Source organism: Mycobacterium sp. SA01 (genome assembly GCF_041287105.1).
GTDB lineage: Bacteria > Actinomycetota > Actinomycetes > Mycobacteriales > Mycobacteriaceae > Mycobacterium.
Genome location: NZ_JBGGNO010000019.1, coordinates 49563 through 74412, shown reverse-complemented (window position 1 = coordinate 74412; position 24850 = coordinate 49563). Strand labels below are relative to the sequence as shown.

Here is a 24850-nt window from a genome sequence, read left to right as displayed (position 1 = left end):
TCGATGTCCCAACCGCTTCCCGACGGGTTGCTCGCGCTGTTACAGCGCCCCAGTCCCTGCTTCGTGGCAACGCTGATGCCCGACGGCTCACCCCAGCTGACCGAGACGTGGGTGACCACCGACGGCGAGCACATCGTCATCAACATCGTCGATGGCATGCAGAAGGCGCGAAATCTGTCCCGCGACCCTCGCATCGCCGTCAACGTCGTCGACCCCGACAACGTCACTCGGTACTACGCAGTTCGAGGTCGTGTGTTGTCGACGACGACAGTCGGTGGTCGCGCAAGCATCGATGAGATCTCACAGAAGTACCTCGGCATCCCTTATCCGAACTTCTCCGGTAATCCCGACGAGACTCGCGTGATCGTCACCATCGCCGCCGAATCGATCACCCCACCGGCCCGCGACTGACTAGTTCTGCGCCGGCGCCTTGGTCTCCGGGACCGCGGCAACGTAGAGAACCAGCCCGGCGACCGCGATGGCGGACAGCGTGATGAAGGTCGTGTGATAGCCGGCGGCGACGATCAACGCCCCGGCCAGTCCGGCGCTGATCGCGGCGCCCGCGCCCTGAACGGTGGCGAGAGCGCCCTGGGTCGCGTTGAAGTGACCCGTGCCCGCGGTCAGGTCGGCGATTACGACCGGGAACAAGGCCCCGAAAATGCCGGCGCCCACGCCGTCGAGGGTCTGCACCGCGACCAGCCACACCGGGTTGTCCGAAACCGTGTAGAGCACGCCGCGCACGGCCAGCACGGCGAAACCCGCGACGAAGATCGGCTTTCGGCCCCACGAGTCGGCGGTGCGCCCGACGGCGAGCGCGACCGGAACCATGACGAGCTGCGCGGCGAGGACGCACAGCGCGGTCAGCGACGTCGCGCTGTTCTTCCCCGCGACCCGAACGAGGAGCTGGCTGACCGAGGTCAGCATCGCCGCGTTCGACAGGTGGAACACGAACACGACGGCGGCGAAGGCCCCCAGGCTTCGGCTCTTGAACAACACCGACCAGCCGCTGGCGTGGCTGTCGATCGTGTGGTCGGCCGACAGGCCTCGCGCCAGGCTTTCGTCGATCTCCGAATCCTTGATGCGTGCGGCCGAGGCCACGCTGAGCAGAGCGAGCACCGCCATCAGCCAGAACACCACGACCGGACCGAACTGGATGGCCAGCAGGGCGGCGACGCCCGCAGATGCGGCATTGCCCGCATGGTTGAACGCCTCGTTGCGCGCGATCCTCGGTGTCAGCAGCTTGGCGCCGACGAGTCCGAGGCTGATGGCCGCGATGCCGGGGCCGAAGACGGTCGCGGCGGCGGCCGCGGCTGACTGGGTCACGGTCACCGCAACGTAGCCGTGCACCACCGGCAGGCACAGGCAACTGGCCGTCACCACGACGGCCGCGACGATGAGAACCATTCGGCGGTGCGGGATTCGGTCGATCAGCGCGCCCGCGGGCGTCTGGACGACGAGGCCGACCAGACCGGCGATGGTGATCACGCTGCCGACCGTGGCCTCGTCCCAGCCGTGTGCGGGGCCGCGGGTGGCGAGCAGGTAGATGGCCAGATACGGGCCGAGGCCGTCGCGCACATCGGCGAGGAAGAAGTTCAGCCCATCGAGCGCGCGCAGCGACCGTGTCGATGGTCGCCGATCGGTGCTCGCCATTGAGTCACATTCTGCCGACCGTGCCTGTGCGGCTCCCGGTACTCAGGCTCGCGGCGCGTCCGAACTCGAGTCGATGAGCCGATCGATGACCGCCAGCAGTCCCTCGTCGAGTTCCGTGCGCGGTGGTCCGCCGAGCACGCTGAACAGCGCGTGGTGGTACAGGCCGTCGCCGATGAGCTTGACGGTGCGCGCGACGTCACGGTCGCCGAGCGCCTCGGTCAGCACGCTCAGCCACTGATCGGAGATCATCTCGATGGCCGCCCGCGCGCGCGGGTCACCGGCTTGCTGCAGCCGGGCCACCGCGACCAGGGTGCGGTCCAGCGGGGTGTTGGCGTAATGCGACGTGCGGATGTAGTGGCGAGCCGGCCCGTCCGCGGCGTTGCGCATCTTCTCGACGTCGTCAGCGGCCAGCGCGATCAGCCGCTCACACAGTGCTTCGGCGAGTTGGTCCTTGGACGGGAAGTGATACAGCAGTCCGCCCTTGGAGACTCCGGCCTTGGCGGCCACCGCGTCGAGCGTGGCGAGACGCTCGCCGTCGACGGCCAGCGCGTCGGCGTAGGCATCGAGGATGCGCTCGCGCGAGGTCGTCATCGGCCGAGTTTATCGACTTTCGAACTGTACCGTCCGGACGGTACAGTTGAGGAGCTCAAACCACTAGACCTCATTCGATGGAGAGATAACCGTGCGCGCCTACGTAGAGCTCATTCGAGTTCCAGGCGTGGTCAATGTGACCGCCTCACAGCTTTTCGCGCGGCTGCCGCTGGGCATGCTGTCGCTGGCGATCCTGCTGCACGTACAGGCCCGGACCGGGTCGTACGCGGTGGCAGGCGCCGTCGTGGCGTGCACGAGCATCGGTGAAGCGGTGGCCATGCCCATGACGGCGCGCCTCCTCGGCCGGATCGGGATGATGCCGACGCTGGTGTCGGCTGCCCTGATCAACGGCGTCAGCATGTTGGCGCTGGCCTTCGTCCACGTCCCCGCGACCTTCCTCATGGTGCTGGGGTTCCTCATCGGCGCCTCGGTACCGCCGCTGCTGCCTGCGGTGCGTGCGCTGTACCCGCAGATGGTCCCCGGCCAAGGCCTGCGGGCGCTGTTCGCGCTCGACACCACCGCCCAGGAGCTCATCTGGGTGATCGGCCCGGTCGCCGCGACGTTCCTGGCGTCCGCGATCTCGACGGCGATTCCGCTGTTGTTCTCCGCCGCGGTCACGATCGTCGGGACCGTGTGGTTCCTGCTCAGCGCCCGCCAGTTCCGGCCGACGATCGTCAGCAGCACGGTCGCGTTCGGCAAGGTACTGGCCAACCATGCGGTCATCCTGGCCATGGTCGCCAGCCTCGCGCTGGTGGCGTCGTTCACGGCACTGGAAGTGGGCGTCCTCGCCCTGTACGGCAACCACAACCTGTCGGCGGGCATCGCGCTCGCGGCAACCGGCGTCGGGTCGCTGCTCGGCGGCGTGCTGTTCGGCCACCGCCACCTCGGTGTCCGCGGCCTGTCCCTGTCGATGGCGACTGTCGCCGCCGGCACCGTGCTGTTCGGTCTGGCCGACGGCTACGGCCTGCAGCTCGCCGCGTTGTTCGCCTCGGGGCTCGGCTTCGCGCCTGCGCTGGCGGCGCTCTACGTCATGGTCTCCAACCAGATCGCCGCGCATTCGACCGCCGAAGCATTCGGCTGGCTCAACAGCGGTGCCCTCGTCGGCGGAGCCATCGGCACCGCGATCGGCGGCGTCGTGGTGGACGGCTACAGCCCCTTCGCGGTGATCATGGTGTCGGCCGCACTGGCGATGTCCGCCGCCATCACACCGCTGATCGCGCGCACCGCAGGCCCGGTCGGCGGGCTGTCCCGGGAGCGTGAGCCGGAGACCTGCGCCCTCTAGCCGTGCCCGATGCGCAGCAGTTCGGCAACACTGGTGAGCTTCACGCGCGGGCGGCCGTGGGGTTCGCCCGCGCCGCGCTCGTGCGCGTCGATCAGCTTCCAGTGGTCGTCGGTGACCAATATCGGCTGACGCGACAGCAGCCACTCGACGAGCGTGTCGCCGTGGTCGTCGGCGAACGCGCCGAGCTCGCGGCCGTCGAGGTCGGCTACCAACGTCGCAACCGTGTCCGCCGAGTCTTTCTTGTTGCTCCCGATGACGCCCGACGGGCCACGCTTGATCCAGCCGACGACGTACTCGTTGTCGCTGCCTTCGACACGGCCGTCGGTGTGCGGGATGGTGCCTGAGCGCTCATCGAACGGCAGGCCCGGAGTCGGGATGCCGCGATAGCCGACAGCGCGGACCACCAGCTGGGCGGGCAGCTCCTCGCGCACGCCCGTGTCCTTGGCGACGATGCGGCCGCCCTCGTCGACCAGCTCGTTGCGGCCCAGCACCACCGACTCGACACGGCCGTCACCCTTGATCTCGATCGGCGAGGTGCGGAACCGGAACACGATGCGCCGCTTGGCTCCTCGCGGTTCGGTCTCCGCGTAGCCGCGCAGCACCTTGACGTTCAGCTTCACGGTCTTTCCCGCCGCCTCGAGCTGTTCGTCGGTGATGGAGTCGAAGTCCGCGGGGTCGACGATGACGTCTACGTCGGCCATGGCTTCCAGATCGCCCAGCTCGCGCAGCTCCATCGTCGTGAAGGTGGCCTGCAGGGGGCCGCGGCGGCCGATGACCACGACCTCGTCGACACCCCGTGCGTGTAGCAGTTCCAGCGCGTGGTCGGCGATGTCGGACTTGGCGAGCTCGCCGGGATCGCTGACGAGGATCCGCGCGACGTCGAGGGCCACATTGCCGTTGCCGACCACGATGGCGCGCCCGGTCGAAAGGTCCGGCGTCATCTCCTCGAAGTGCGGGTGCGCGTTGTACCAACCGACGAAGTCGACGGCGGCGACGCTGCCCTCGAGTTCCTCGCCGGGAATCCCCAGCGGACGGTCCGACTGCGCGCCGGTGGCGTAGACGACGGCGTCGTAGCGCTGCTTGAGCTCGTCGGCTTGTACGTGCTGACCGACTCGGATGTTGCCGAAGAAACGGAACCGCTCGTCGAGCGAAGTCTTCTCGAACTGGGCGCTGATGGTTTTGATCTTCGGATGATCGGGTGCCACTCCGGAGCGCACCAAACCCCAGGGAGTGGGCAACATTTCGAGCATGTCGACGTGGACATCCGGACCGCCGGCGGCGACGGAACTGTCGGCGAACTTCAGCAGCGACGCCGCCGCGAAGTATCCGGAGGGGCCTGCACCAACGATCGCGACATAGTAAGGACGCATCCTCGCGCTTTCTGTCCGGACCCGGCTGCGCGCAAGGGGCTGTCGCGTCGCAGTCGAGCAGCGTCGCTCTGGGCTGTGCGACGCCACATCCTGGTTACGAAAGTGATGTTAGACGCGCAACGGCGGGGCAGCCCCAGAAGTCTCAGGAGTCGCCGTGGATCACAACGTGTCGCGACGCCGGTACCCTGAGGACCCGTGGACCTCGATCGTCAGTCAGATATCGCCGCACTCGACACCACCCTCACCACGGTGGAGCGAGTGCTCGACGTCGACGGTCTGCGCGCCAAGATCGAGAAACTCGAACACGAAGCCGCCGACCCGAATCTGTGGAACGACCAGAGCCACGCTCAGCGCGTCACCAGCGAGCTGTCCCACGCCCAGGGCGAGCTGCGCCGCGTCGAAGGCTTGCGCAGCCGTCTCGAGGATCTGCCGGTGCTCTACGAGCTCGCCGCCGAAGAAGGTGGCGAGGACGAGGTGGCCGAAGCCGACGCCGAACTGAAGGCGCTGCAAGCCGAAGTCGAACAGCTTGAGGTCCGGACCCTGCTGTCCGGCGAGTACGACGAACGCGAGGCGCTGGTGACCATCCGGTCCGGCGCCGGTGGTGTGGATGCCGCCGACTGGGCCGAGATGCTGATGCGGATGTACATCCGCTGGGCCGAACAGCACGACTACGGCGTCGAGGTCTTCGACACCTCCTACGCAGAAGAAGCCGGCATCAAGAGCGCGACCTTCGCGGTGCACGCCCCCTACGCCTACGGCACCCTCTCGGTGGAGCAGGGCACCCACCGGCTGGTGCGGATCAGCCCGTTCGACAACCAGAACCGGCGCCAGACGTCGTTCGCCGACGTCGAGGTACTCCCCGTCGTGGAAACCACCGACCACATCGACATCCCCGAGCAGGACGTGCGCGTCGACGTCTACCGCTCCAGCGGGCCCGGCGGTCAGTCGGTCAACACCACCGACTCGGCGGTCCGGCTGACCCACATCCCGACCGGCATCGTCGTCACCTGCCAGAACGAGAAGTCGCAGCTGCAGAACAAGGTGTCGGCGATGCGCGTGCTGCAGGCCAAGCTTATGGAGCGCAAACGCCAGGAAGAACGCGCCGAGATGGACGCCCTCAAGGGCGACGGCGGTAGTTCCTGGGGCAACCAGATGCGCTCGTACGTTCTGCACCCCTACCAAATGGTCAAGGATCTGCGCACCGAGTACGAGGTCGGCAATCCCGCGGCGGTACTGGATGGGGACATCGACGGATTCCTGGAAGCGGGGATCCGGTGGCGCAACCGGCGAGATGACGACGACTAACACCTACCTGGCACTGGGCGTGGCCGAGCACTGGAGCAGCTTCTGGCACGGCCAGTACGGCGTGTGGATCGTGACCAGAGGCGTCCGCATCGCGCTGCTGCTGATCGGCGGGCTGTTGGCCGCACGTTTCATCAACTGGCTCGCACGCCGGATCACCCGGCGCATCGACGCCCAATACCAGCAGACCGACCAGATCGTCCGCACCGAGAGCGCCAAGCATCAGCAAGCCGTGGCCTCGGTGGTGTCCTGGGTATCGATCGCTCTGCTGTTCGTGATGGTCGTCGTCGAGATCGGTGACGTCTTGTCGATACCGGTCAGCTCGCTCGCCGCCCCGGCCGCGGTGCTGGGCGCGGCCCTGGGCTTCGGTGCGCAGAACCTGGTCAAGGACATGCTGGCCGGCTTCTTCATCATCACCGAGCGCCAGTACGGCTTCGGTGACCTGGTGCAGCTGAGTATGGTCGGCGCCCCGAAAGACTCGCTCGGCACCGTGGAGGAGGTCACCCTGCGGGTGACCAAGCTCCGAACGCCGGAAGGCGAGATGTACACCGTGCCCAACGGGAACATCGTCAGATCCCTCAACCTGTCGAAGGACTGGGCGCGAGCGGTCGTCGATGTCCCGGTGCCCACCTCCGCTGACCTCAACCGCGTCAACGACGTGCTGCACACCGTGTGCAACGACGCGATGCTCGACGAGGATCTGCGAAAGCTGCTGCTGGACAAGCCGGCCCTGATGGGCGTCGAGAGCCTCGAGGTCGACTCGGTCAATCTGCGGATGGTGGCCCGAACCCTGCCCGGCAAACAGTTCGACGTCGGCCGCCGACTGCGGGTCATGGTGATCGCCGCCCTGGCGCAGGCGGGTATCACCACCCCGGCGGAGAAAACCCCGACACTGGGCGCGATGACTCCGTCGGGCACCAGCGACGATGTAGCGCGCAGTCAGGACAAAGCGCAGTGACGAATCAATCGAGCAAGTCCAAGCGTGACGACCGCGGTTGGCCGAAATATCTTCCGGGCGGGCGCCTTCGCACGTCCACCGCGGTGCTGCTGGTGGCATTCATCGCGCTGTTCTGGGTGTATCAGAACTTCCAGCCGCCGGCCCAGCAGCCGGTTCCCGCGAACCAGGTGGTGCCGCCGGGCTACGTTCCCGATCCGTCGTACACCTGGGTCCCGCGCACCGATGTGCGGCGCACCACGACGACACCGCCGACCACCACGACCACCACGACCACCACCACCGAGACCACGTCGCCGACGGAAACCACGACGCCGACGGAGACGACGAGCCCGACCAGCCCGACGACGTCGACCACCCCGCCTGGCCCGCTGCCGTTCCAGATCCCCGGGCTGCCCACTCCGACCCCGTCACCTGCCCCGGTTCCCACGCCGGCACCGGGTCAGGGGCCGATGGTCACACCCGCGGCTCCGACGCAGTAACCGGGTCCCGCCCGCCGGACGGCTACACTGGCGTGCCGTGATGATCACCCTCGACCATGTCAGTAAGCAGTACAAGTCGTCGGCACGGCCAGCCCTCGACAATGTCAGCGTCAAGATCGACAAGGGTGAGTTCGTCTTCCTCATCGGCCCGTCCGGCTCCGGCAAGTCCACGTTCATGCGGTTGCTGCTGGCTGAGGACACACCCACGTCCGGTGACCTGCAGGTGTCGAAGTTCCACGTCAACAAGCTCTCGGGCCGGCAGGTCCCCAAGCTGCGCCAGGTGATCGGCTGCGTGTTCCAGGACTTCCGGCTGCTGCAGCAGAAGACGGTGTTCGAGAACGTCGCCTTCGCCCTGGAGGTGATCGGCAAGAAGCCCGACACCATCAATCGCGTGGTGCCCGAGGTCCTGGAGATGGTGGGCCTGTCCGGCAAGGCCAATCGGCTGCCTGCCGAGCTGTCCGGCGGCGAGCAGCAGCGCGTGGCGATCGCGCGCGCGTTCGTCAACCGGCCGCTGGTGCTGCTGGCCGACGAGCCCACCGGCAACCTGGACCCTGAGACCAGTAAGGACATCATGGATCTGCTCGAGCGGATCAACCGCACGGGAACCACCGTGTTGATGGCCACCCACGACCACCACATCGTCGACTCCATGCGCCAGCGTGTGGTGGAGCTGTCCCTGGGCAGGCTCGTTCGCGATGAGCAGCGTGGTGTCTACGGAATGGATCGTTAAGTGCGCTTCGGCTTTCTCATCAACGAGGTCTTCACCGGACTTCGCCGCAACGTCACCATGACGGTGGCCATGATCTTGACGACGGCCATCTCGATCGGCCTGTTCGGTGGTGGCCTGCTGGTGGTTCGGTTGGCGGACCACTCGCGCAACATCTACCTCGACCGCGTCGAGACCCAGGTGTTCTTGACCAACGACGTATCGGCGAACGACCCGACCTGCGACGCCGACCCCTGTAAGGCGTTGCGCGCCAAGATCGAAGCCCGCGACGATGTCCGGTCGGTCCGGTTCCTGAACCGCGACGACGCCTACAACGACGCGATCCGTAAGTTCCCGCAGTACAAGGACGTCGCCAGTAAGGATTCGTTCCCGGCGTCGTTCGTCGTCAAGCTGGACAACCCCGAGCAGCACAAGGACTTCGACGCGGCCATGACCGGCCAGCCCGGTGTGCTCAATGTGCTGAACCAGAAGGAGCTGATCGATCGGCTCTTCGCGGTGCTCGACGGGCTGTCCGCGGCGGCGTTCGCGATCGCGATGGTGCAGGCGATCGGTGCGATCCTGTTGATCGCCAACATGGTTCAAGTCGCCGCGTACACCAGACGCACGGAGATCGGCATCATGCGAATGGTGGGTGCCACCCGGTGGTACACCCAGCTGCCGTTCCTGTTGGAGGCGGTGCTCGCGGCGACGATCGGTGTGGTGATAGCGATCGTCGGGCTGATAGTGGTGCGGGCGGCGTTCCTGGAGAACGCGCTCAACCAGTTCTACCAAGCCAATCTGATCGCCCGGATCGACTATGCCGACATCCTCTACATATCGCCGATCATGTTCGGCGTCGGCGTGTTGATGGCCGGTCTCACCGGCTACGTCACGCTGCGCCTGTACGTCCGGCGGTAGCGGTGGCCAAGAATCCGGACAAGAAGCCCGACCACAAGGTCGTCGCCACCAATCGCAAGGCGCGGCACAACTATTCGATCCTCGACACCTACGAGTGTGGTGTCGTCCTGCAGGGCACCGAGGTCAAAAGCCTGCGGGAGGGCCACGCGTCGCTGGCCGATGCGTTCGCCACCGTCGACGACGGCGAGATCTGGTTGCGTAACCTGCACATTCCGGAGTATCACCACGGCACCTGGACCAACCACGCGCCGCGGCGCAACCGCAAGCTGCTGCTGCACCGCAGCCAGATCGACAACCTGGTGGGCAAGATCCGTGACGGCAACCTGACCCTGGTGCCGCTGTCGTTGTATTTCTCCGACGGCAAGGTCAAGGTCGAACTGGCGCTGGCCCGCGGTAAACAGGCGCACGACAAGCGGCAGGACCTGGCCAAGCGGGACGCGGAGCGAGAGGTCATCCGGGAGCTGGGCCGCCGGGCCAAGGGCAAGCTCTGATCGGGATCCTGCTCGCGCTGGCATCGGCAATCGGTTACGGCGTCAGCGATTTCGTCGGCGGTATTGCCGCGCGACGGGTCGCCGCTCTGCGGGTGGTCTTGGTGTCCTACCCGGTGGCGATGGTGCTGCTCGGCATCCTGGCAGTGGTGTTCGGCGGCACGATATCGACTCCGGCGGTGGTGTGGGGTCTGCTGTGCGGCGTGAGTCAGGCGTTCGGGGTGTGGTGGTTCTACGCCGCGCTGGGCTCCGGACCGATCTCGGTGGTCTCGCCGTTGACCGCGGTTCTGGTGGCTGCAGTGCCGGTCAGTGTGGGACTCGCGATGGGGGAGCAGCCCGGTGTGATCGCCGGGGTGGGGACGGTGCTGGCGTTGATCGCCGTGGTCCTGGTCAGCAGGCAAGCCACCGACGAAGACGTCCGGCCGCACAAGTTCACCGCGGCGGTGGCGTGGTTGACGGTCGGCTCAGGTCTGGCGTTCGGCTTGAATTTCGTTCTGCTGCACCAGGCTCCGGCCGACGCTCACCTGTGGCCACTGTTCTTCGCCCGAGTCTCGGCGACCGCGATCGTCCTGCTGGTCGCCGCGTTCAGCGGTAATTTTCATGCGCCACGGGGATTTCCGCTCAAGATGGCGGTGTTTGCCGCGCTGCTGGACACCGTCTCCAACGTCGCGACGCTACTGGCGCTGCAGGCGACGATGCTGTCCGTGGCCAGCGTGCTGATGGCGCTCTACCCGGCGGCCACAGTGCTGCTGGCGATCGTCGTGCTGCGTGAGCGGGTCACCCGCTGGCAGGTGCTGGGCATGGTGATGGCCTTGGTCGCCGTCGGGATGATCTCGGTCCGATAGTTCTCGTCCGTCCCGACCTCTGCCCGCACCTTCCAGACGTGTGGTCCCTTCCGGGCCGCCCCTGATCGCCCACTTGCAAGAAGTGCGCTTCCGATAGGGGAAATCGTGCCCGGCGCCGGCCGCGTTACACGCGACCGCTACCGCAGCGTCTCGCTCGGCACGTCGTAGCGCTCCTGGTAGGCCCGGACCCGCTCCCGTAATTCGGCCGCATCGAGTCCGGTATCGGCCCAGGTGTAGCGGTTGCCGCCGCCGTCGCCGGGGTTCGCCGCAAGATGGGCGCGCATGCGCTGTTCGGCGACCGGGGTCAGCTCGCGGCCCAGGCGCTCATAGACCGCGCCGATCGTGGCGAACGGGTCCTGCATGAAATCGGCGAACCGCACATTGACGACGCGATCCTGGCTGATCACGCCGTCGTCCACCCACTTCATCAGGCGGTCGAGTCCCAGAATGTTCTCCGCCGCGCACTGTGCGGCCGCGCGCTGGACAGTCGCGTTGTCGCTGGCCAGTTTCTGTAGGTGAGCGATCAACGCGCTGATCGAGGAGATCACCACCAGCGGGTCGCGATGGGTCTGCACCAGGATCGCGTCCGGATACTCGGCCAGCAGCGTGTCGAGGGTCCACAGGTGGGCGGGGCTCTTCAGCAGCCACTGGCCCGGCACCCCGGACTGCAGGTGCTGCAGATACTGACGGTGGTAGCGGTAGGCGGGCGCATGGTCGGCCTCGTACATCAGCCAGTGCTGGTAGTTCGGCAGGCGGTACTGGGTGGGGAAGATCATGCTGCAGAACGTGCCTGCGGTGATCCGGACGCATTCCTGGCCGCCGCGCGCGCTCATCGGATGGAACTTCATGAAACCGGGCATCAGTTGCTCGGTCATTTCCAGCTGGGCTTGGGTCTCGTCGATGCGCGGGTCGGTCAGATAGGTCTCCGGCTGGGGGACCGGGAAGGGGTGATCGACCTCCCACGTCAGCGGCGCCCGCAGGTCGGGATCCTGGCTGAGCAGGTCGTAGAGGATCGTCGTGCCGGTGCGGGGCTGGCCGAGGATGAAGATGGGTTGGGTGATCCGCTCCTCGGCGATCTCGGGATGTTCGGCCCGCCACGCGGTGATCTGCAGGCGGTTGCGCAGCGGCACAATCACATCGGCGGCCGCGATCTCCACGCCGAGCGGCGAGAGGTCCGCTTCGGTGACCAGGTCGTCGACCATCCGCGACAGGTTCTCCCGCCAGCCGTCGTCGGCGCCGAAGTCGTCGCTGCCGGCCAGTTCGCAGGCCTGCTCGATCAGTTTGGCGGGGTCAAGGCGGGCTTGCACCGCACTCGTCATTTCTGAATCTCCTTGTCCAGCAGACGAACTGTCACATCCGGGGCATTCGGGTTGTCCAGCCAGCGAACGACGATGAAACCGCGTCGACGTCCACCGGTGTCCAGCCAATGGCCCTCGCCGGAGTCGTGCGCCCCGATCGTGAGCCGGACGTATCCGTCGGGATCGGGGGAGACGCCCTTGTTGGTCACCGAGCTGGAGCGTAGCAGCGGCTCCAGGCATTCATGCCAGATACTTTCCAAAGTAACTGACCAGTAACGGGTTTCGGGTGGGAGGAAGGTCAGCTGCAGGTTCTGATGTGGTTCCAGCTCGAACATGCCGAGCATGTAGAGGTTGTCCGGTGTGGTGTTCTCGCCGCCCAGGTTCTCCGCGCCGGAGGTGATCAGGATGTTGGGGGTGTCCAGCAGGTCCGGGCGCACCGTGCGGTGCAGGGTGGTCAGCTTGACGATGGTCCAGCCCATCGCCGTGAGCTGGCCGGCCAGGGTCTCGTCGCTCAGTGGCGCCGGCGGGGGAGCCTCGCCGAGCAACGAGATATCAAGCTGCACAGGGATTTCAGTGGCCGGATCCGCGATGTAGTCCCGTACCACGATCGACGTCGCGTCCTCGGGTACCTCGATGAACTGTGCTCCGGCGAGGTCGTCGTCGGTCGGGCGGGTGGCGGCGAAGACGATCTTGAACCGGCCGTGGGCGTCGAGAACCAGATCGCGGTCGGAGAGGTAGTTGCTCATCCGGCGTGGATTCATCCCGGTGCCGGCCAGGACCTGGATGCCAAGGTAGGTCGACGTGCCCCTGGTGCCGGTGACGCGGTAGGCCCGGTCACCGCTGATCATGGCCAGCGGATAGGCGCCGTGCGGGTTGGGCCCGCCGACGAAGCGCGAGGGTGTGCACATGTCGACGAAATGCGGATGGTCCGGGTCGATGTCCACCGACAGCTCGGTGCACAGCGCGGTCACCCGGTTGAGCGCGCGCAGTCCCTCGAGCATTTCACGCTCGTCGCGGGCGTCCTCGGTGATCTGGGCGGTCAGATCGTCAAGAACTTTTCGGACGAATCCCCATGCTTCCAGCGACTTTTCGGCACTCATGCGGTCCTCAATTCTTGATCGGGCACGGGGTCATGGAGTTGACCGCGCGGGAGATTCGGTCTGATAGCGATCCGCCGTCGCGCAGCCAGTCGTCGATCGAGATCCGCACCGACGCCATCGCCAGGGCGCCGATCAGACGCGGGCGCGGGTCGTCGACGGTTAGGTCGGGCAGCCGGGGCGCGATCGCTTCGGCGATGGCCGTTTCGAAGTTGAGGTAGCACAGCAATGTCCAGGCCCGCAGGGTCAGCGAGTCGCGGGTCTGGCGTTCGATTTCGGCGATGCTGCTCTCGACGGCGCTGAAGCCGGGGGTGAGTTCGGCGAACGCGGCGCTGAGTGCGTCGTTGACGGACAGGTCGGCGGGTTGGCGGCGCAAGGCGTCGGTGATCGCCGCGATCCAGGTCGAGGTGAAGCCCTCGGCGACCGCGTACTCCTTGGACTCGAAGTACCGGAAGAACGTCGCCCGGGCCACGTCGGCGGCTTCGGCGATCTGCTCGACGGTCGTCGCGCTCAGCCCGTTGTGCATGACCAGCTGGGCGGCCGAGGTGGCGATTCGCTCCCGGGTGCGCTGCCGTTTGCGGACCCGCAGACTTTCAGACATCGTCTCACTGTAGACAAAGTCTCATTTTCTGTTCGCCCAAACCGACAAACCGCCGGCGAAGTGCGAGTAGATCGCCGCAGAACGTCGATCTGGACGCGGGATTAATGCACTTCAGTTCGGGGTTACACCTCGCGTAACATGGATTGTCCGGCCGTACCTCGGCCGGGGTGCGAGGGGCTGATCGGTTTCGACTTCGCGCATCGAATCAAGGGAAGCGTGCCGGTGCAGGCAAGAGACCACCGTAAGCGTCGTTGCAACCAATTAAGCGCCGATTCCAATCAGCGCGATTACGCTCTCGCTGCCTAAGCGAAGCTAATCCGTCAGACCGGGACTGCCCTCGACCCGGACCCTGGCGTCATCTAGAGGGACCCACCCACGGGTTCGGTCGCGGGACCTGTGGGGACATCAAACAGCGACTGGGATCGTCATCCTGACTTGTTCGCGAGATCAGGAGATCCAAGTAGAGACATAGCGGACTGCGCACGGAGAAGCCTTGAGGGAATGCCGTAGGACCCGGGTTCAATTCCCGGCAGCTCCACCGAGAAGATGGGGAAGGCCCCCAAGTTGGGGGCCTTTTCCACGTCTAGATTTTCACTCCGCGCATGGCGATAGTGCGACTCCGCGAGCGTGAGGATGCCAGCAACGACTGTCAGGTCCGGTTCCGCGCTGACGTAAGGAATCTCCGAGGCCCTCGACAATGAGGCCGACGCCGACCTCTTCACCCCTCGAACTGCGGGTCCACGACCTGCGCCAGCCGGCTCATCCAAGCCGGCATCCCGCTCCTAGTCGTGCAACAGCACCTCGGCCACGAATCGATCGAAGTGACCGTCGGCGTCTACGGTCACCTGGCCTGTCGGTCAGCGCAGGCCGCTGCCGATGTCATCGCCGCCTTGTTTGGCTACTTGTTTGGCTAGTTGATGTACACAATCAGGAGCGTGCCTTGGGCGTTGACGCCGGAGCATCGCTTAGATCCCGGCCACACATTTGTCGCGTTCACGAAGCACGTCATCAGGTAGGACTGGTGGGTCACCGGGCTGTAGGCGACAACGGTGGTACCGGGTTGGGAGTACCAGGCCGCCCGCACGCTGTCTGCGAACGCGCAACTGGTGTCGTCGGTGGCGACACCAGTTAACCCTGATGGGCAAATCCTGAAGTTCTCCACCGTGCTGGGGACCTGGACCGGGACTGGGCGTGGGGCGGGCGCCGGCGGTGGCGGTGCTGCCCGGGTGGGCGTCGGCATGTCTTGAACCGCGAACAGAAACGCGCCGGGCGCGGCCTCCCATAACGTTTTGTCGCCATCTGAAGTGACATCAATCGGCACGTCGTGACTCGTCCCGCGCGACGTCTTCACCCGCGCGATGCCCTTGAATTCGTTGCCCGCCTTGTTGACTAGGTCGACGTGAACCACCTTGAGGTGTAACGGCGAAAGGTCGGGGTCGGTGTCCAGTTTCGACTGCATGGACGACTGCACTTCCACAGCGACCCGGTCGGCCTTGGGCACGCTCGGGGTGGGCGTCGTCGTCGGCGTGATGGTCGACGCGGACGACGGAGACTCCCCGGCGGGGCGAGTCAACACGAATACCGCTGCACCGATGGCGATTACGACCGCAGCACCCAGTGCCCATAACGGCCACAGGCGACGCGATTTCTCCGCCACGGGCGGTGGCGGTAGCTCTGGGAACTCCTGCGCAGCTAGGGGACCGGTCGGGGGCCCGGGCTGAATGGCGCCATCCCACTGGGTGCCGTCCCAATAACGCGCTCCCTGACCGCCGAGCGGATCGGGATACCAACCAGGCTCAGTCGCCATCGCCGTCCGACCTCCCCCACGTCATGAGCGGATTTTAGCCCGTTTCTGGGACTTTCCTGAGCGGATCCGCTGCAGCCGGTTCGTCGGTGCCGCGGCGTACGCCAGTGTCTGACTCGGGCGCGACAGGCTTCGTGCGGCGAATTAGCTGAGCCGTGTCGTGACGCACCGGAGGCGTCAACGAGCACGCTATTCCACTATCGCCGGTGTCATGGTCCGGACGCGATAGCTGGTTCCCTGAATGTCTCGCCAGTCCCAGTGGTGATCGTCAATCCACTGAGTGTCACGGCGTACTGGGTTCCATCGGAAGGGTTGGTTGCTATGAAACCATTCACGGAAGGAACTGCAGACAAGGTGATCTCTCCACCATCAGAGAGCCGTAATCCATTGTAGAAGTAGAGATTTGGGCCATCCCCTCGGCAGACGACTGCTTCGGATTGGGTTGTCCGCACAATCATCGCGGCCACATCGAGGCGGGAGCATCGAGGCCCGTCGAAGAACCCAAACTCATCGGCGCCGGGGACTGCGCCGGCTCGCGGCGCTGCCGTTGATGTCGGGGTGAAGTTCAGCTTGTCGGAGTCGATCTCCCACATGATGTTTGACCCGTCTGCGGTGACATCGACAGCGGTTTGCAGTGTCCCGCCGGGTCCGCTGATGGTCGCGGTGCCGCGGTATTCGTTGCCGACTTTGTGGACCAAGGAGACGTCGACGATCTTCAGTCCGAATGTTCGGAGCTTGGGGTCGGTGTCGAAATGGTCCTGCATCAACGTTTTCACTCGGCGGGCTACGTCACCGGCGGGTGGAGATGTGGGGGTCAGGGGCGTCGCAGATGCAGCGGCCGAGGTCGCTTGGGTCGTCGGCGTCGCGGGCGCGGATTTCGGAATGTCCCTGGCGGGGCGCGTCAACACGAAAAGGGCAGAGCCGACCGCGATCGCCACGGTCACACCCATGCCAACCCATAGCGGCCATAGGCGCCGCGACTTCTCTGTCTTCGGCGCAAGCCCTGGGCATTCTTGCGGAGCTGTCGGTGGCCCGGACTGAATCGCGCCATCCCACCGGTTGCCGTCCCAGTAGCGGGCGCCCCGACCACCCAATGGGTCGGGATACCAGCCAGGCGCGCTCACCGTGCCCCCTTCACCTGGGGAATCGTACCCATTACCTGCGTAAACGCGGACCGAATCTCGACAACCTGTGGACCCTCCCGCGTTGCCCGTGGGCAGAATTATGCCGCTGCGTAGACGGCTATGGCGGAGTTCTGCGGGTCTCGGCACGCCTGTGTGGACCGCGTCCACAGATTGCCAAGTTTCGCCAGGTCGCAGCAGGTCGGGAGATGCATAGTTCCAGTTCGGTGCGAATTTTGCGCTACGGCACGTCGGCAGGACCCGGACCGTGTCGCGGGTGGCCAAGTGCGTTACCGAGGTGTCGCCAGGACCGGCTCCGGGCGCCCGAGGAGGTACCCCTGCAGCTGATCGATCCCGAGTTCGACCAGGCGGTTTCGGGTCTTCGCGTCTTCCACGCCCTCTGCGACAGTGAGTAACCCGAATTCCCTGGCGACGGCCACGATCGCCCGGATGACCAATTCATCCTGCACGTTGCGCAGCATGCCGGAGACAAAGCTCTTGTCGATCTTCAACTTGGACAACATCATTCCGCGCAATTCGGTGAGCGACCCGAACCCGGTTCCGAAGTCGTCGAGCGCCAGTCGACAGCCCATCGCCCCCATCTCGTCGGAGAATCGCTCGGCCAGATCCGTCGAGGCCAGGGCCGCGTGTTCGGTGATCTCGAAGGACACTCGGCGCGCGGCGTCCCCTGCTTGGCGTAGGTGCTCCAGGATCGCCGAACTTGTCGCCGTGTCGTTGATCGAGGCGCTCGAAATGTTCACCGCGACGGGACGACCCGCCTTCGCGCACTCGATACCCTGCGCCACCATGAATTGATCGATGGTCGGCATCAAGCCGAACTGTCGGGCCTGTGGCAGGAATTCATCAGGCACCATCGCGTGACCGTCGGCTGCAATCATCCGGACTAGCAGTTCCTCCTCGACCACCTGGCCCGTGCGGGCATCCACGATCGGCTGGGCGTAGGCGACCAGGCGCCCCTCGGTGATGGCACGCGACAAGAGGTTCTCGAACTCCCGGCGGTCCCGCGATGCGGTTCCGGTCAGCGCGGCGTCTGTGCCGCGTTTGGCGGCGTGCATCGCCGCGTCGGCCCGCACGATGACCGCCTCGGCCAGGTCGCCACCGCGAACGGTTGCCGATCCGCAGTTCGCGCCGACCGTGACACTCCCCGCGCTGGTGCCGACAGGCTTCTTTAACTCGGCGGCAAGGCGTTCGCACAAGGTCCGCGGTTCAGCGGGAGGCGACGAAGCCAACAACGCGGCGAACTCGACACCGCCTAGCCGTGCCGCAAGGCCCTGGGGCGGGCAGGTGCTCGAGACACGGCGACCGACTTCCCGGAGCACCTCATCGCCAGCGGCTTGCCCGAATGCGTGATTGATCTGCGTCAACCCGTCCAAACCGGCATACAGCACAACCGCCACGGTGTGGGCGCTTGCTGCAGCTGAGGCGATCCAGTCGTTCAAAGCAGCCAGGAATGCTGCGCGGTTGGCCAGCCCAGTCAGCGAGTCGCTGGCCAACTCGCGGGTCTTCTCGTCGATGAATGCCGCTCGCTGTAGCGCCCGGCCGATGAAATGCGCCAACTGCTCGAGCAAGCTCATGGTGGCGTCACCGAAGGCGTTGGGCTGGCCGGAAATAACCTTGAGCACGCCTTGGACACGGTCTTCGGCGATCAGCGGTACCACGATCATGGATCGCGCGCCCACGCGCCGGCACGCTCCGGTATCGACTCGGGTATCAGTTTCGGTGTCGCCGGAGATCAGGGCCTTGCCCAGGCGTGTCGCCTCACCCGACAAGCTGCCGTACCGGGCCAGTCGCAGGCCTTCGGTGCCGCACAGGGAACCCGAGGTGACCGTGTAGACCATGTCGTCGCCGTCGGCGAGTTCGATCACGGCGCCGGGGGCGTCGGTGGCTTGGCGTGCTTGGTCCACCACGATCTGCATCACGGCGCGGCCGCTCAGGTCGGCGTCGTTGATCGCATCCTGGACTCTGATGATGGTCAGCAGGGTGGCTGGGTCCGTATTACCCATCACGGCCGAGAATGTTACGTGAACCGACGTACCCATACGGGCATCCGACGTGTCGAACTTGAAGACGGAAAGGGTTTGGCCTGGCCAACTTTGTTGACTACATCTTGAAGCTCGGCACCAGCCGGGTCAGATTCCACAACTGGTTGCGACGTGCCGCCAGCGAGGTCAGCAGAATCGATCCCAACCACAGGCCCGCCATGAAGATCAACGACTGCCATAGCCTGCCGTCGATGCCGCCGAGGATCAACTGGCGTAGTCCGTTGACGCCGTAGGTCATCGGGTCGAGCCGGTGGAAAGCCTGGAACGGCTTGGTGGTGGTCTCGACGGGATAGAGCCCGCCGGCGCTGACCAGTTGCAGCATCAGCAGCGTCATCAGCAACACCTTGCCCAACACCGGGCCGAGCAGCGCGCTGATCGCCTGCGCCACCGCGATGAAGGAGCACGACGCGAGCATCATGAAGCCCAGCATGGCCACCGGATGTTCGGCGTGTACACGCAGCGCGAAATGCACGACGCAGTACAGGATCACCGCCTGGGGGATTCCGATCAAGACGGCCGGCAGGTAGCTGGCCAGCGTCACGCGGAGCGGACTGATCTCCGCGGCGATCGCGCGGTTCTGCAACGGGCGGAACGCCATCCACAACAGCATCGCGCCGAAGAACAGCGCGAGCGTGAGGAAGAACGGCGCCATCCCGGTGGCGAAGTTGGGCGCCGAATTCTCGTGTGAACTGGTCAGCTGAACCGGACCGCCGATCGTGTCGGCGATGGCGTCCTTCTGCTGGGGACTCCAGTCGGGAACCTTCTGCGCGCCCTCGGAGAGCTTGGTCGCCAGCTCATTGGCCCCGGAACTCAACTGCGCTGTACCGGATTTCAGCTGCCGGGCACCGTCGTCGAGTTTGACGATGCCTGCGTTGAGCTGCGCGTTGCCCGACGCCACCTGCTGGGCGCCGTCGCGCAGCTGGTTGAGCTTGTCGCTCAACTCCTTGCCCTTGGTCGAGATATCGGTGAGCGCGGAACCGACGGGACCGCCCCCGTTGGCGGCCGCACGTGCCTTGTCGAGCTTCGCCTGGATGTCCGCGGTCCGCTGGTGGGCCAGCAGTTGATCGCGGGTGTCCCGCAGTTTCGCGGTGGCAATCACCGACACCGGATCCTGGTTGGCGGACAGGTTGTCGATGATCGAGGTAAGCGACTGGGCGGCAGTGTCTTGCGCCCCGGCGATGGTGTCGAGCTCGTTGGACGCATCCGTCAGTGCTGACGAGCTGTCCTGCACCTGGCCGTTGACCTGATCGCTCTGAGTGCCGATCTGCGCCAACAGGTTGGTGATCTTCAGCAGCGGATCGGTGGCGGTGTTGATGCCGTCGGAAAGCGTGCGCGAGCCGGCCGCCAGCTCTGCGGACCCGCTACGGGCGGTATCGAGGCCGCTCGCCAACTGGCCTGCGCCGGTGTCCAGTTGGGCCGCTCCGTCAGAGAGCTGACGCGCGCCGTCGGCCGCCTGTTTGATGCCGGCCCCCGAGGTGGTGATCACTGACAGCACCTGGTTGACCGCCTGCCCGGAGATCCTGCTCGATACGGCGTTGAGCACCTGCTCCAACGCGGTGTGGCCGATGCTCGACGAGATGTAGTTGTTGGCGTCGTTGTATTCGGCGATCAGTTGCGCCTTGCGGGGATTGCCAGTGGTGGGCGAGGCGATGGCCGCACTGAAGTCCGGCGGCAGTTCCAGCATGAAGTAGTACTTGCCGTGCGCCACCCCGTCGCGTGCCTCGGCATCGTCGACCAGGTGCCAGTCCAGGCTTGCGTCGTCGGTGAGGCTGTCGGCGATCTGGGAACCGACGTTCATCGGCTCTCCGGACACCGTGGTTCCGCGGTCCGAATTGACCAGTGCCACAGGCATTTTGTTCACGTGGCCGAACGGATCGGAGTACGCCCACAGATAGAGTGCGCCGTAGGTCAGCGGCATCAGCATCAGGACGACGACGGCGATCCGTGTCATCCGATTGCGGGCGAAGCGTTTGATCTCCGACCCCAGGGCAAGTCCGCCCACCATCTCCTAGTCCTTTCCCGCGATGTTCGGGATGTGTACGTCATGCTCGGGTGCTTGCTCGCCGAGCGAATTCGTCACGCCCACAACGACCAGACGGTCGGCGGCGATGGCGCCAAGACGTTGCACCGCCTGCGCCCGTCGTCCGTTGTCGCGGACCTGTTCGAGGTCACCGACCACCAGCACCGGTCGGTCCGAGCACAGCGCCAGGGCGATCTGCAGCAGGAACGTCTCCAAGTCGCCCAGGTCCCCGATGTAGTCGGTCGGTTTCGGGCGTTCGATGTCGCCGAACGCCAAAGCCAGTACATCTCGGTCGGCATCGGCACTCGACCGCCGGAACAGGGGAGCGAGCCACCGGCGCTGCTCGGTCACGACCGTTCCCACGGTCACGGCCTCGTCCAGATCGTCGATGTCGCCGAAGGCCGCGATCGCGCAGTGCTTGCGGATCGCCCGCGGCGCGGTCTCACCGAACACGGCGACAGTGCCTGCGCTCGGTTTGAGCCGGCCGGCCAAGGTGAGCAGCAGTGCCTTCTGGCTGTGGCCGCCGGGCATGTGCACCGCGTGCAGGCCGGGGCCGAGGTCCATGTCGACATCGCTGAACAGCGGGCTGTGCTCACCGTCGACCGTCAATCCGCGCGACACGATGATCGCCTCGCCCTCGGGAAGAACCAGCTGAGGAGGGACCGCGGTGGGTCGGCTCATGGTTGCCTCCTGGATGTGTACATGATTCAATACGATATGCATCCAATACGGAATGTATCGAGTCTGAAGGACGATTTGCGGTGAAGGTCACAGAGGCGCGGACAACCCGGCGGCGCACGAACACCCGGGCCCGTTTGATCGAGGCCACCGACGAACTCATCCGGGACAGCGGCCGGACCTGGTTCAGCGTCGAGGAGGTGTGCCGGGCCGCCGGCTACACCCGTGGGGCCTTCTACTCCAGCTATGACGACATGGAGGCTCTGCTCTTCGAGGTGTACGAGCACCAGAACGACGCGCTCGTGGAGCGGCTGCGGAGTACGGCCGCGCCCCTGCTGCGAACCGAGGGCGTTCTCGAAACCGACCGTGTGGTGCGCCAATTGCTGAAGGCGGGCGTCGCCGATCAACCGCGCATCGCCCTGCATGCCGCGCTGGTGGCTCGTGCTGCCCACCAGCCAGAGATCGCCCACGCCCTGGACGCACAGGTCGAACGCTTCCGTGAAGGCCTGCAAGGGATCTTCGTCGCGCTGATCGCCAAGACCGGCCGGACCATGACCGTCACTCCGGAGGCTTTCACTCGTGCGCTGATGGCCGCCCAGGCCGGCGCGTCCGGCCAGTTCCTCAGCGACCGTGCCGCCACCGAAGAAGTCCGCTACCTGACCGCGCTGGCCGTGGTGGAAGGACTGTCGGCCTGACGAGGGCGCCCAGCTCAAGCCGCAATTTCCTCTGTATTTTCTTTGCTGTCAATATCTCATCAACGCATGACCGCGGCACCCTCGCAGCTCATCAGGCTGGCGGAGGGGTTAGATTGAAGCATGCCTATTCGCTGCACGCGTGGGCACCCGGTGGGGAGCGACCGGTCAGCCGGTCGCTGGGTCGGGCTGGTTGCTTCGCCATTGTTCGTCACGAGCGCACTGCTCGTCGGTCCTGTCGCGCCACCGCTGGCGTCCGCTGCCGACTGTCCTGACGCCGAGGTCGTCTTCGCCCGCGGCACCGACGAGCCCGCCGGGATGGGCCGGGTCGGCGACGCCCTTGTCGACGCGCTGCGCAAGCAGGCGCCCAGCCTGAACATCGACACCTACGCGGTCAACTACAAGGCCACCAAGCTGCAGCTGCACGGCGGCGACGGCGCCAACGACGTGATCTCACACATCAAATCGACGGTGTCGTCCTGCCCGGACACCAAGATCGTCCTCGGCGGATACTCGCAAGGCGCCAGCGTGATCGACATCGTGGCCGGCGTTCCGGTGGGCGGCATCCCCTGGGGGAGCTCGCTGCCGCCGGAGTACGTCAAGAACGTCGTCGCCGTCGCGACCTTCGGCAATGTGGCGACCCGCACGAATCAAGCGCTGCCCACCACGAGCGCGCTGCTCGGCGCCAAAGCCATCGATCTGTGTAATCCGGCTGACCCGATCTGCCACGCGGGCCCGGGCAACGAGTGGAGCGGCCACACCGAGGGCTACGTCCCCGGCTACACCAACCAGGCGGCCTCGTTCGTCGCGGCCAAGTTGCTCGCCGGGATCAGTCAGCACATGCCGGGTTACGGCAGCGCGCCCGGATATGGCCCGACGTCGCCCTACGGGCCGGACTCGATGTACGCGCCGCTGCCCGGATCGGGGCCCTCGGCCTCGCTGCCCGGGCCACTGCCTCGTTATCCCGCGGAGGTGCCGAGCAATCCGTCGCAGTCACCCACGATCAGCCCGCCAACGGTCGCGCCCAGCGCGCCGTCGTCCGGCACGGGATTCGTGTAACTCCTCGATTCACGACGTGCGCGAATAGCGCCGTACTCTTCCACCGTGAACGCGATTGACCCCGACAAGCTCAATACCTGCCTGCAGGTGTTGGCCGACGTCGAGTCGCTGCCGCCCGAGCACCCCGATGCCGTTGCCGTCCGTCGGGCCACCGCGGGCATCTTCAAGTCGGTCAGGAAGGCCCGCCGCAAGGCCAAGCGCGACGAGGTCGCCGCGGCCGACCGGGCTGTCATCGCCGCTACCGCGACCGGTGCGCCCGGCCGGATCGACGACGAGACGGCCGGCCTGCCGTTGGTGTCAACGGCGGCAGGGGCCTCGGCGGGCACGTTGCTCCGGTCTCGGGCCTGCTACATCTGCAAGACCCACCACACCGTCGTCGACGCCTTCTATCACCAACTCTGCCCGGAGTGCGCGGCGCTCAACCGCGCCAAGCGCGACGCCCGCACCGACCTCACCGGCCGACGCGCACTGCTCACCGGCGGGCGGGCCAAGATCGGCATGTACATCGCCTTGCGGCTACTGCGCGACGGGGCTCACACCACGATCACCACCCGGTTTCCCAACGACGCCGTGCGCCGATTCGTCGCGATGCCCGACAGCGCCGACTGGATCGACCGGCTGCGCATCGTCGGCATCGACCTGCGCGACCCGGCTCAGGTCGTGGCGCTCGCGGACAGCGTGGCCGCGCAGGGTCCGCTGGACATCCTGATCAACAACGCCGCCCAGACGGTGCGCCGAGCCCCCGGCTCGTATGCGGCACTCGTCGAGGCGGAGCGGGCCTCGGCGCCCGAACTCGTCGACGTGGTCACTTTCGACCGGGTGAGCGACGCCCACCCCGCCGCGCTCGCCGGCAGTCTCGCCGACCATCAGAGCCCGCATGCTCCATCAATTCCCGGGTCGCTTCGCTCCTGCCCTCCGGTCACCGAACTCGCGCTCACCGCGCGCAGTGCGTCGCCCGAGCGGATCGCGGCAGGCACCGCTATCGACGCCGGTGGCCTGCTGCCCGACACCGCGGCCATCAATAGTTGGACGCAGCGCGTGCACGAAGTCGACGCGATGGAACTGCTCGAGGTTCAGTTGTGCAACCAGACTGCGCCGTTCATTCTGGTGAGCCGGCTGCGTCGGGCGCTGGCGTCGTCACCGGCCCGCCGGAAATATGTCGTGAACGTGTCGGCGATGGAGGGGCAGTTCAGCCGCGCGTACAAGGGTCCCGGGCATCCGCACACCAACATGGCGAAGGCCGCTCTGAACATGCTCACCCGCACCAGCGCCGGTGAAATGCTGGAGCAGGACGGCATTCTCATGACCGCCGTCGATACGGGCTGGATCACCGACGAGCGACCGCACCCGACCAAGCTGCGGCTTGCCGACGAGGGATTCCATGCGCCGCTCGACCTCGTCGACGGCGCCGCCCGGGTGTACGACCCGATCGTCCGGGGCGAGTCGGGCGAAGATCTGCACGGCTGTTTCGTGAAGAATTACGCGCCCAGCGACTGGTGACACCTACCCGCTAACGGGCGATACCGGTACGGCTCAGCCTGCGCCGAAGGTGCAACGCCGCGATCGTGACCGGGTTCTCGAACAGCGGAAGCTGCCGCAGTCGCCGGCGCACCACCGAGCGACCCAGGAACCCGGCGAGGACGCCCAGGACGAAATACCCCCGGCTGCCCCGGTTGGCCTCGCGCCGCAGCCCGGCGACGTAACCGCAGACCGCGGCGAGCGCGGCGGTCGTCAAGACCACCACGATCATCAGCCCAACCGCGTCCACGGGAACGATCACACCATCGTTTGTGCCACATCCGCATGGGTGTGGAGAAGGTCGTGACCG

24 protein-coding genes, 1 other RNA gene and 2 pseudogenes are annotated in these 24850 nt (G+C 66.1%); 14 read left to right on the top strand and 13 right to left on the bottom strand.

The window, feature by feature from the left end; translation table 11 throughout:
* Window positions 1–3 precede the first annotated feature (3 nt).
* Window positions 4–411 carry a PPOX class F420-dependent oxidoreductase gene (locus AB4879_RS16300; protein ID WP_036339837.1) on the top strand — a complete coding sequence of 136 codons (408 nt, stop codon included), beginning with the start codon at window positions 4–6 and terminating at the stop codon, window positions 409–411.
* Here AB4879_RS16300 and AB4879_RS16295 read toward each other — a convergent pair whose 3' ends face one another.
* Together AB4879_RS16295 and AB4879_RS16290 are read right to left on the bottom strand one after the other, a co-directional pair.
* Window positions 412–1650 carry an MFS transporter gene (locus tag AB4879_RS16295; protein WP_370508411.1) on the bottom strand — a complete coding sequence of 413 codons (1239 nt, stop codon included), beginning with the start codon at window positions 1648–1650 and terminating at the stop codon, window positions 412–414.
* A 42-nt stretch (window positions 1651–1692) separates the two neighbouring features.
* Window positions 1693–2241 carry a TetR/AcrR family transcriptional regulator gene (locus tag AB4879_RS16290; RefSeq protein ID WP_370508410.1) on the bottom strand — a complete coding sequence of 183 codons (549 nt, stop codon included), beginning with the start codon at window positions 2239–2241 and terminating at the stop codon, window positions 1693–1695.
* 91 nt (window positions 2242–2332) lie between these two features.
* Between AB4879_RS16290 and AB4879_RS16285 the strand changes: the two genes are divergently transcribed.
* The gene (locus AB4879_RS16285; protein ID WP_370508409.1) at window positions 2333–3523 is read left to right on the top strand and encodes an MFS transporter; all 1191 of its coding nucleotides are present in this window, start codon (window positions 2333–2335) and stop codon (window positions 3521–3523) included.
* Here the strand turns inward: AB4879_RS16285 and AB4879_RS16280 are convergent.
* Window positions 3520–4893 (bottom strand): FAD-dependent oxidoreductase, encoded by a 1374-nt coding sequence (locus AB4879_RS16280; RefSeq protein ID WP_370508408.1) that lies wholly within the window; start codon window positions 4891–4893, stop codon window positions 3520–3522. The genes AB4879_RS16285 and AB4879_RS16280 overlap by 4 nt on opposite strands.
* 195 nt (window positions 4894–5088) lie before the next feature.
* Between AB4879_RS16280 and prfB the strand changes: the two genes are divergently transcribed.
* From prfB to AB4879_RS16245, 7 genes are read left to right on the top strand one after another with little or no spacing between them, the layout of a single operon-like run.
* A complete protein-coding gene (gene prfB, locus AB4879_RS16275) occupies window positions 5089–6198 on the top strand; it encodes a peptide chain release factor 2 (protein WP_102807504.1) in 1110 nt (369 codons plus the stop codon).
* The gene (locus AB4879_RS16270; RefSeq protein ID WP_370508407.1) at window positions 6185–7153 is read left to right on the top strand and encodes a mechanosensitive ion channel family protein; all 969 of its coding nucleotides are present in this window, start codon (window positions 6185–6187) and stop codon (window positions 7151–7153) included. Before prfB ends, AB4879_RS16270 begins: the two co-directional genes overlap by 14 nt.
* A complete protein-coding gene (locus tag AB4879_RS16265) occupies window positions 7150–7632 on the top strand; it encodes a hypothetical protein (protein WP_370508406.1) in 483 nt (160 codons plus the stop codon). The genes AB4879_RS16270 and AB4879_RS16265 overlap by 4 nt, the downstream gene beginning before the upstream one ends.
* A gap of 40 nt (window positions 7633–7672) precedes the next feature.
* Window positions 7673–8362 (top strand): cell division ATP-binding protein FtsE, encoded by a 690-nt coding sequence (gene ftsE, locus AB4879_RS16260; protein WP_036339815.1) that lies wholly within the window; start codon window positions 7673–7675, stop codon window positions 8360–8362.
* The gene (ftsX, locus tag AB4879_RS16255; RefSeq protein WP_102807507.1) at window positions 8363–9256 is read left to right on the top strand and encodes a permease-like cell division protein FtsX; all 894 of its coding nucleotides are present in this window, start codon (window positions 8363–8365) and stop codon (window positions 9254–9256) included.
* Between the two features lie 2 nt (window positions 9257–9258).
* The gene (smpB, locus tag AB4879_RS16250; protein ID WP_102807508.1) at window positions 9259–9747 is read left to right on the top strand and encodes an SsrA-binding protein SmpB; all 489 of its coding nucleotides are present in this window, start codon (window positions 9259–9261) and stop codon (window positions 9745–9747) included.
* Window positions 9744–10589, top strand: coding sequence for an EamA family transporter (locus tag AB4879_RS16245; protein WP_370508827.1), 846 nt, complete (start codon window positions 9744–9746; stop codon window positions 10587–10589). The genes smpB and AB4879_RS16245 overlap by 4 nt, the downstream gene beginning before the upstream one ends.
* Window positions 10590–10726: 137 nt before the next feature.
* On the opposite strand, the gene AB4879_RS16240 is transcribed toward AB4879_RS16245, so the two are convergent.
* From AB4879_RS16240 to AB4879_RS16230, 3 genes are read right to left on the bottom strand one after another with little or no spacing between them, the layout of a single operon-like run.
* A complete protein-coding gene (locus tag AB4879_RS16240; RefSeq protein ID WP_370508405.1) occupies window positions 10727–11908 on the bottom strand; it encodes a sulfotransferase in 1182 nt (393 codons plus the stop codon).
* Window positions 11905–12987, bottom strand: coding sequence for a DUF1214 domain-containing protein (locus AB4879_RS16235; RefSeq protein ID WP_370508404.1), 1083 nt, complete (start codon window positions 12985–12987; stop codon window positions 11905–11907). Before AB4879_RS16235 ends, AB4879_RS16240 begins: the two co-directional genes overlap by 4 nt.
* Window positions 12988–12994: 7 nt before the next feature.
* On the bottom strand, window positions 12995–13585 hold the full coding sequence (locus AB4879_RS16230; protein ID WP_370508403.1) for a TetR family transcriptional regulator: 591 nt from the start codon (window positions 13583–13585) through the stop codon (window positions 12995–12997).
* Between the two features lie 173 nt (window positions 13586–13758).
* Between AB4879_RS16230 and ssrA the strand changes: the two genes are divergently transcribed.
* Window positions 13759–14126, top strand: a transfer-messenger RNA (tmRNA) gene (ssrA, locus tag AB4879_RS16225).
* 214 nt (window positions 14127–14340) lie between these two features.
* A pseudogene (locus AB4879_RS16220) lies at window positions 14341–14499 on the top strand (site-specific integrase); the annotation flags it as partial.
* On the opposite strand, the gene AB4879_RS16215 reads toward AB4879_RS16220, so the two are convergent.
* The 6 genes and pseudogenes from AB4879_RS16215 to AB4879_RS16190 all read right to left on the bottom strand — a co-directional run bounded on the left by AB4879_RS16215 (window position 14496) and on the right by AB4879_RS16190 (window position 21274).
* The gene (locus AB4879_RS16215) at window positions 14496–15392 is read right to left on the bottom strand and encodes a DUF2510 domain-containing protein (protein WP_370508402.1); all 897 of its coding nucleotides are present in this window, start codon (window positions 15390–15392) and stop codon (window positions 14496–14498) included. The pseudogene AB4879_RS16220 and the gene AB4879_RS16215 overlap by 4 nt on opposite strands.
* 206 nt (window positions 15393–15598) lie before the next feature.
* Window positions 15599–16327 carry a hypothetical protein gene (locus AB4879_RS16210; protein ID WP_370508853.1) on the bottom strand — a complete coding sequence of 243 codons (729 nt, stop codon included), beginning with the start codon at window positions 16325–16327 and terminating at the stop codon, window positions 15599–15601.
* Between the two features lie 90 nt (window positions 16328–16417).
* Window positions 16418–16513, bottom strand: a pseudogene (locus AB4879_RS16205) (DUF2510 domain-containing protein); the annotation flags it as partial.
* A 287-nt stretch (window positions 16514–16800) separates the two neighbouring features.
* Window positions 16801–18534 (bottom strand): putative bifunctional diguanylate cyclase/phosphodiesterase, encoded by a 1734-nt coding sequence (locus tag AB4879_RS16200; RefSeq protein ID WP_370508401.1) that lies wholly within the window; start codon window positions 18532–18534, stop codon window positions 16801–16803.
* A gap of 97 nt (window positions 18535–18631) precedes the next feature.
* A complete protein-coding gene (locus tag AB4879_RS16195) occupies window positions 18632–20578 on the bottom strand; it encodes a YhgE/Pip family protein (RefSeq protein ID WP_370508400.1) in 1947 nt (648 codons plus the stop codon).
* A 3-nt stretch (window positions 20579–20581) separates the two neighbouring features.
* A complete protein-coding gene (locus tag AB4879_RS16190; protein ID WP_370508399.1) occupies window positions 20582–21274 on the bottom strand; it encodes a hypothetical protein in 693 nt (230 codons plus the stop codon).
* Between the two features lie 80 nt (window positions 21275–21354).
* Between AB4879_RS16190 and AB4879_RS16185 the strand changes: the two genes are divergently transcribed.
* The 3 genes from AB4879_RS16185 (at window position 21355) to AB4879_RS16175 (ending at window position 24522) form a co-directional block, all read left to right on the top strand.
* A complete protein-coding gene (locus tag AB4879_RS16185) occupies window positions 21355–21966 on the top strand; it encodes a TetR/AcrR family transcriptional regulator (protein ID WP_370508398.1) in 612 nt (203 codons plus the stop codon).
* A gap of 120 nt (window positions 21967–22086) precedes the next feature.
* Window positions 22087–23022, top strand: coding sequence for a cutinase family protein (locus AB4879_RS16180; protein WP_370508397.1), 936 nt, complete (start codon window positions 22087–22089; stop codon window positions 23020–23022).
* Window positions 23023–23067: 45 nt separating this feature from the next.
* Entirely contained in the window at window positions 23068–24522 is a 1455-nt protein-coding gene (locus AB4879_RS16175; RefSeq protein ID WP_370508396.1) for an SDR family NAD(P)-dependent oxidoreductase, read from the top strand.
* Between the two features lie 10 nt (window positions 24523–24532).
* On the opposite strand, the gene AB4879_RS16170 is transcribed toward AB4879_RS16175, so the two are convergent.
* The gene (locus AB4879_RS16170; RefSeq protein WP_370508395.1) at window positions 24533–24802 is read right to left on the bottom strand and encodes a hypothetical protein; all 270 of its coding nucleotides are present in this window, start codon (window positions 24800–24802) and stop codon (window positions 24533–24535) included.
* Window positions 24803–24850 lie beyond the last annotated feature (48 nt).

What these genes read in the sequence shown, in the direction of transcription:
- AB4879_RS16300 (WP_036339837.1), top strand. Translation starts at nt 4, where the DNA reads ATGTCCCAACCGCTTCCCGACGGGTTGCTCGCGCTGTTACAGCGCCCC.
- AB4879_RS16295 (WP_370508411.1), bottom strand. Translation starts at nt 1,650, where the DNA reads ATGGCGAGCACCGATCGGCGACCATCGACACGGTCGCTGCGCGCGCTC.
- AB4879_RS16290 (WP_370508410.1), bottom strand. Translation starts at nt 2,241, where the DNA reads ATGACGACCTCGCGCGAGCGCATCCTCGATGCCTACGCCGACGCGCTG.
- AB4879_RS16280 (WP_370508408.1), bottom strand. Translation starts at nt 4,893, where the DNA reads ATGCGTCCTTACTATGTCGCGATCGTTGGTGCAGGCCCCTCCGGATAC.
- AB4879_RS16270 (WP_370508407.1), top strand. Translation starts at nt 6,185, where the DNA reads ATGACGACGACTAACACCTACCTGGCACTGGGCGTGGCCGAGCACTGG.
- ftsE (WP_036339815.1), top strand. Translation starts at nt 7,673, where the DNA reads ATGATCACCCTCGACCATGTCAGTAAGCAGTACAAGTCGTCGGCACGG.
- AB4879_RS16240 (WP_370508405.1), bottom strand. Translation starts at nt 11,908, where the DNA reads ATGACGAGTGCGGTGCAAGCCCGCCTTGACCCCGCCAAACTGATCGAG.
- AB4879_RS16235 (WP_370508404.1), bottom strand. Translation starts at nt 12,987, where the DNA reads ATGAGTGCCGAAAAGTCGCTGGAAGCATGGGGATTCGTCCGAAAAGTT.
- AB4879_RS16230 (WP_370508403.1), bottom strand. Translation starts at nt 13,585, where the DNA reads ATGTCTGAAAGTCTGCGGGTCCGCAAACGGCAGCGCACCCGGGAGCGA.
- AB4879_RS16215 (WP_370508402.1), bottom strand. Translation starts at nt 15,392, where the DNA reads ATGGCGACTGAGCCTGGTTGGTATCCCGATCCGCTCGGCGGTCAGGGA.
- AB4879_RS16200 (WP_370508401.1), bottom strand. Translation starts at nt 18,534, where the DNA reads ATGGGTAATACGGACCCAGCCACCCTGCTGACCATCATCAGAGTCCAG.
- AB4879_RS16195 (WP_370508400.1), bottom strand. Translation starts at nt 20,578, where the DNA reads ATGGTGGGCGGACTTGCCCTGGGGTCGGAGATCAAACGCTTCGCCCGC.
- AB4879_RS16190 (WP_370508399.1), bottom strand. Translation starts at nt 21,274, where the DNA reads ATGAGCCGACCCACCGCGGTCCCTCCTCAGCTGGTTCTTCCCGAGGGC.
- AB4879_RS16180 (WP_370508397.1), top strand. Translation starts at nt 22,087, where the DNA reads ATGCCTATTCGCTGCACGCGTGGGCACCCGGTGGGGAGCGACCGGTCA.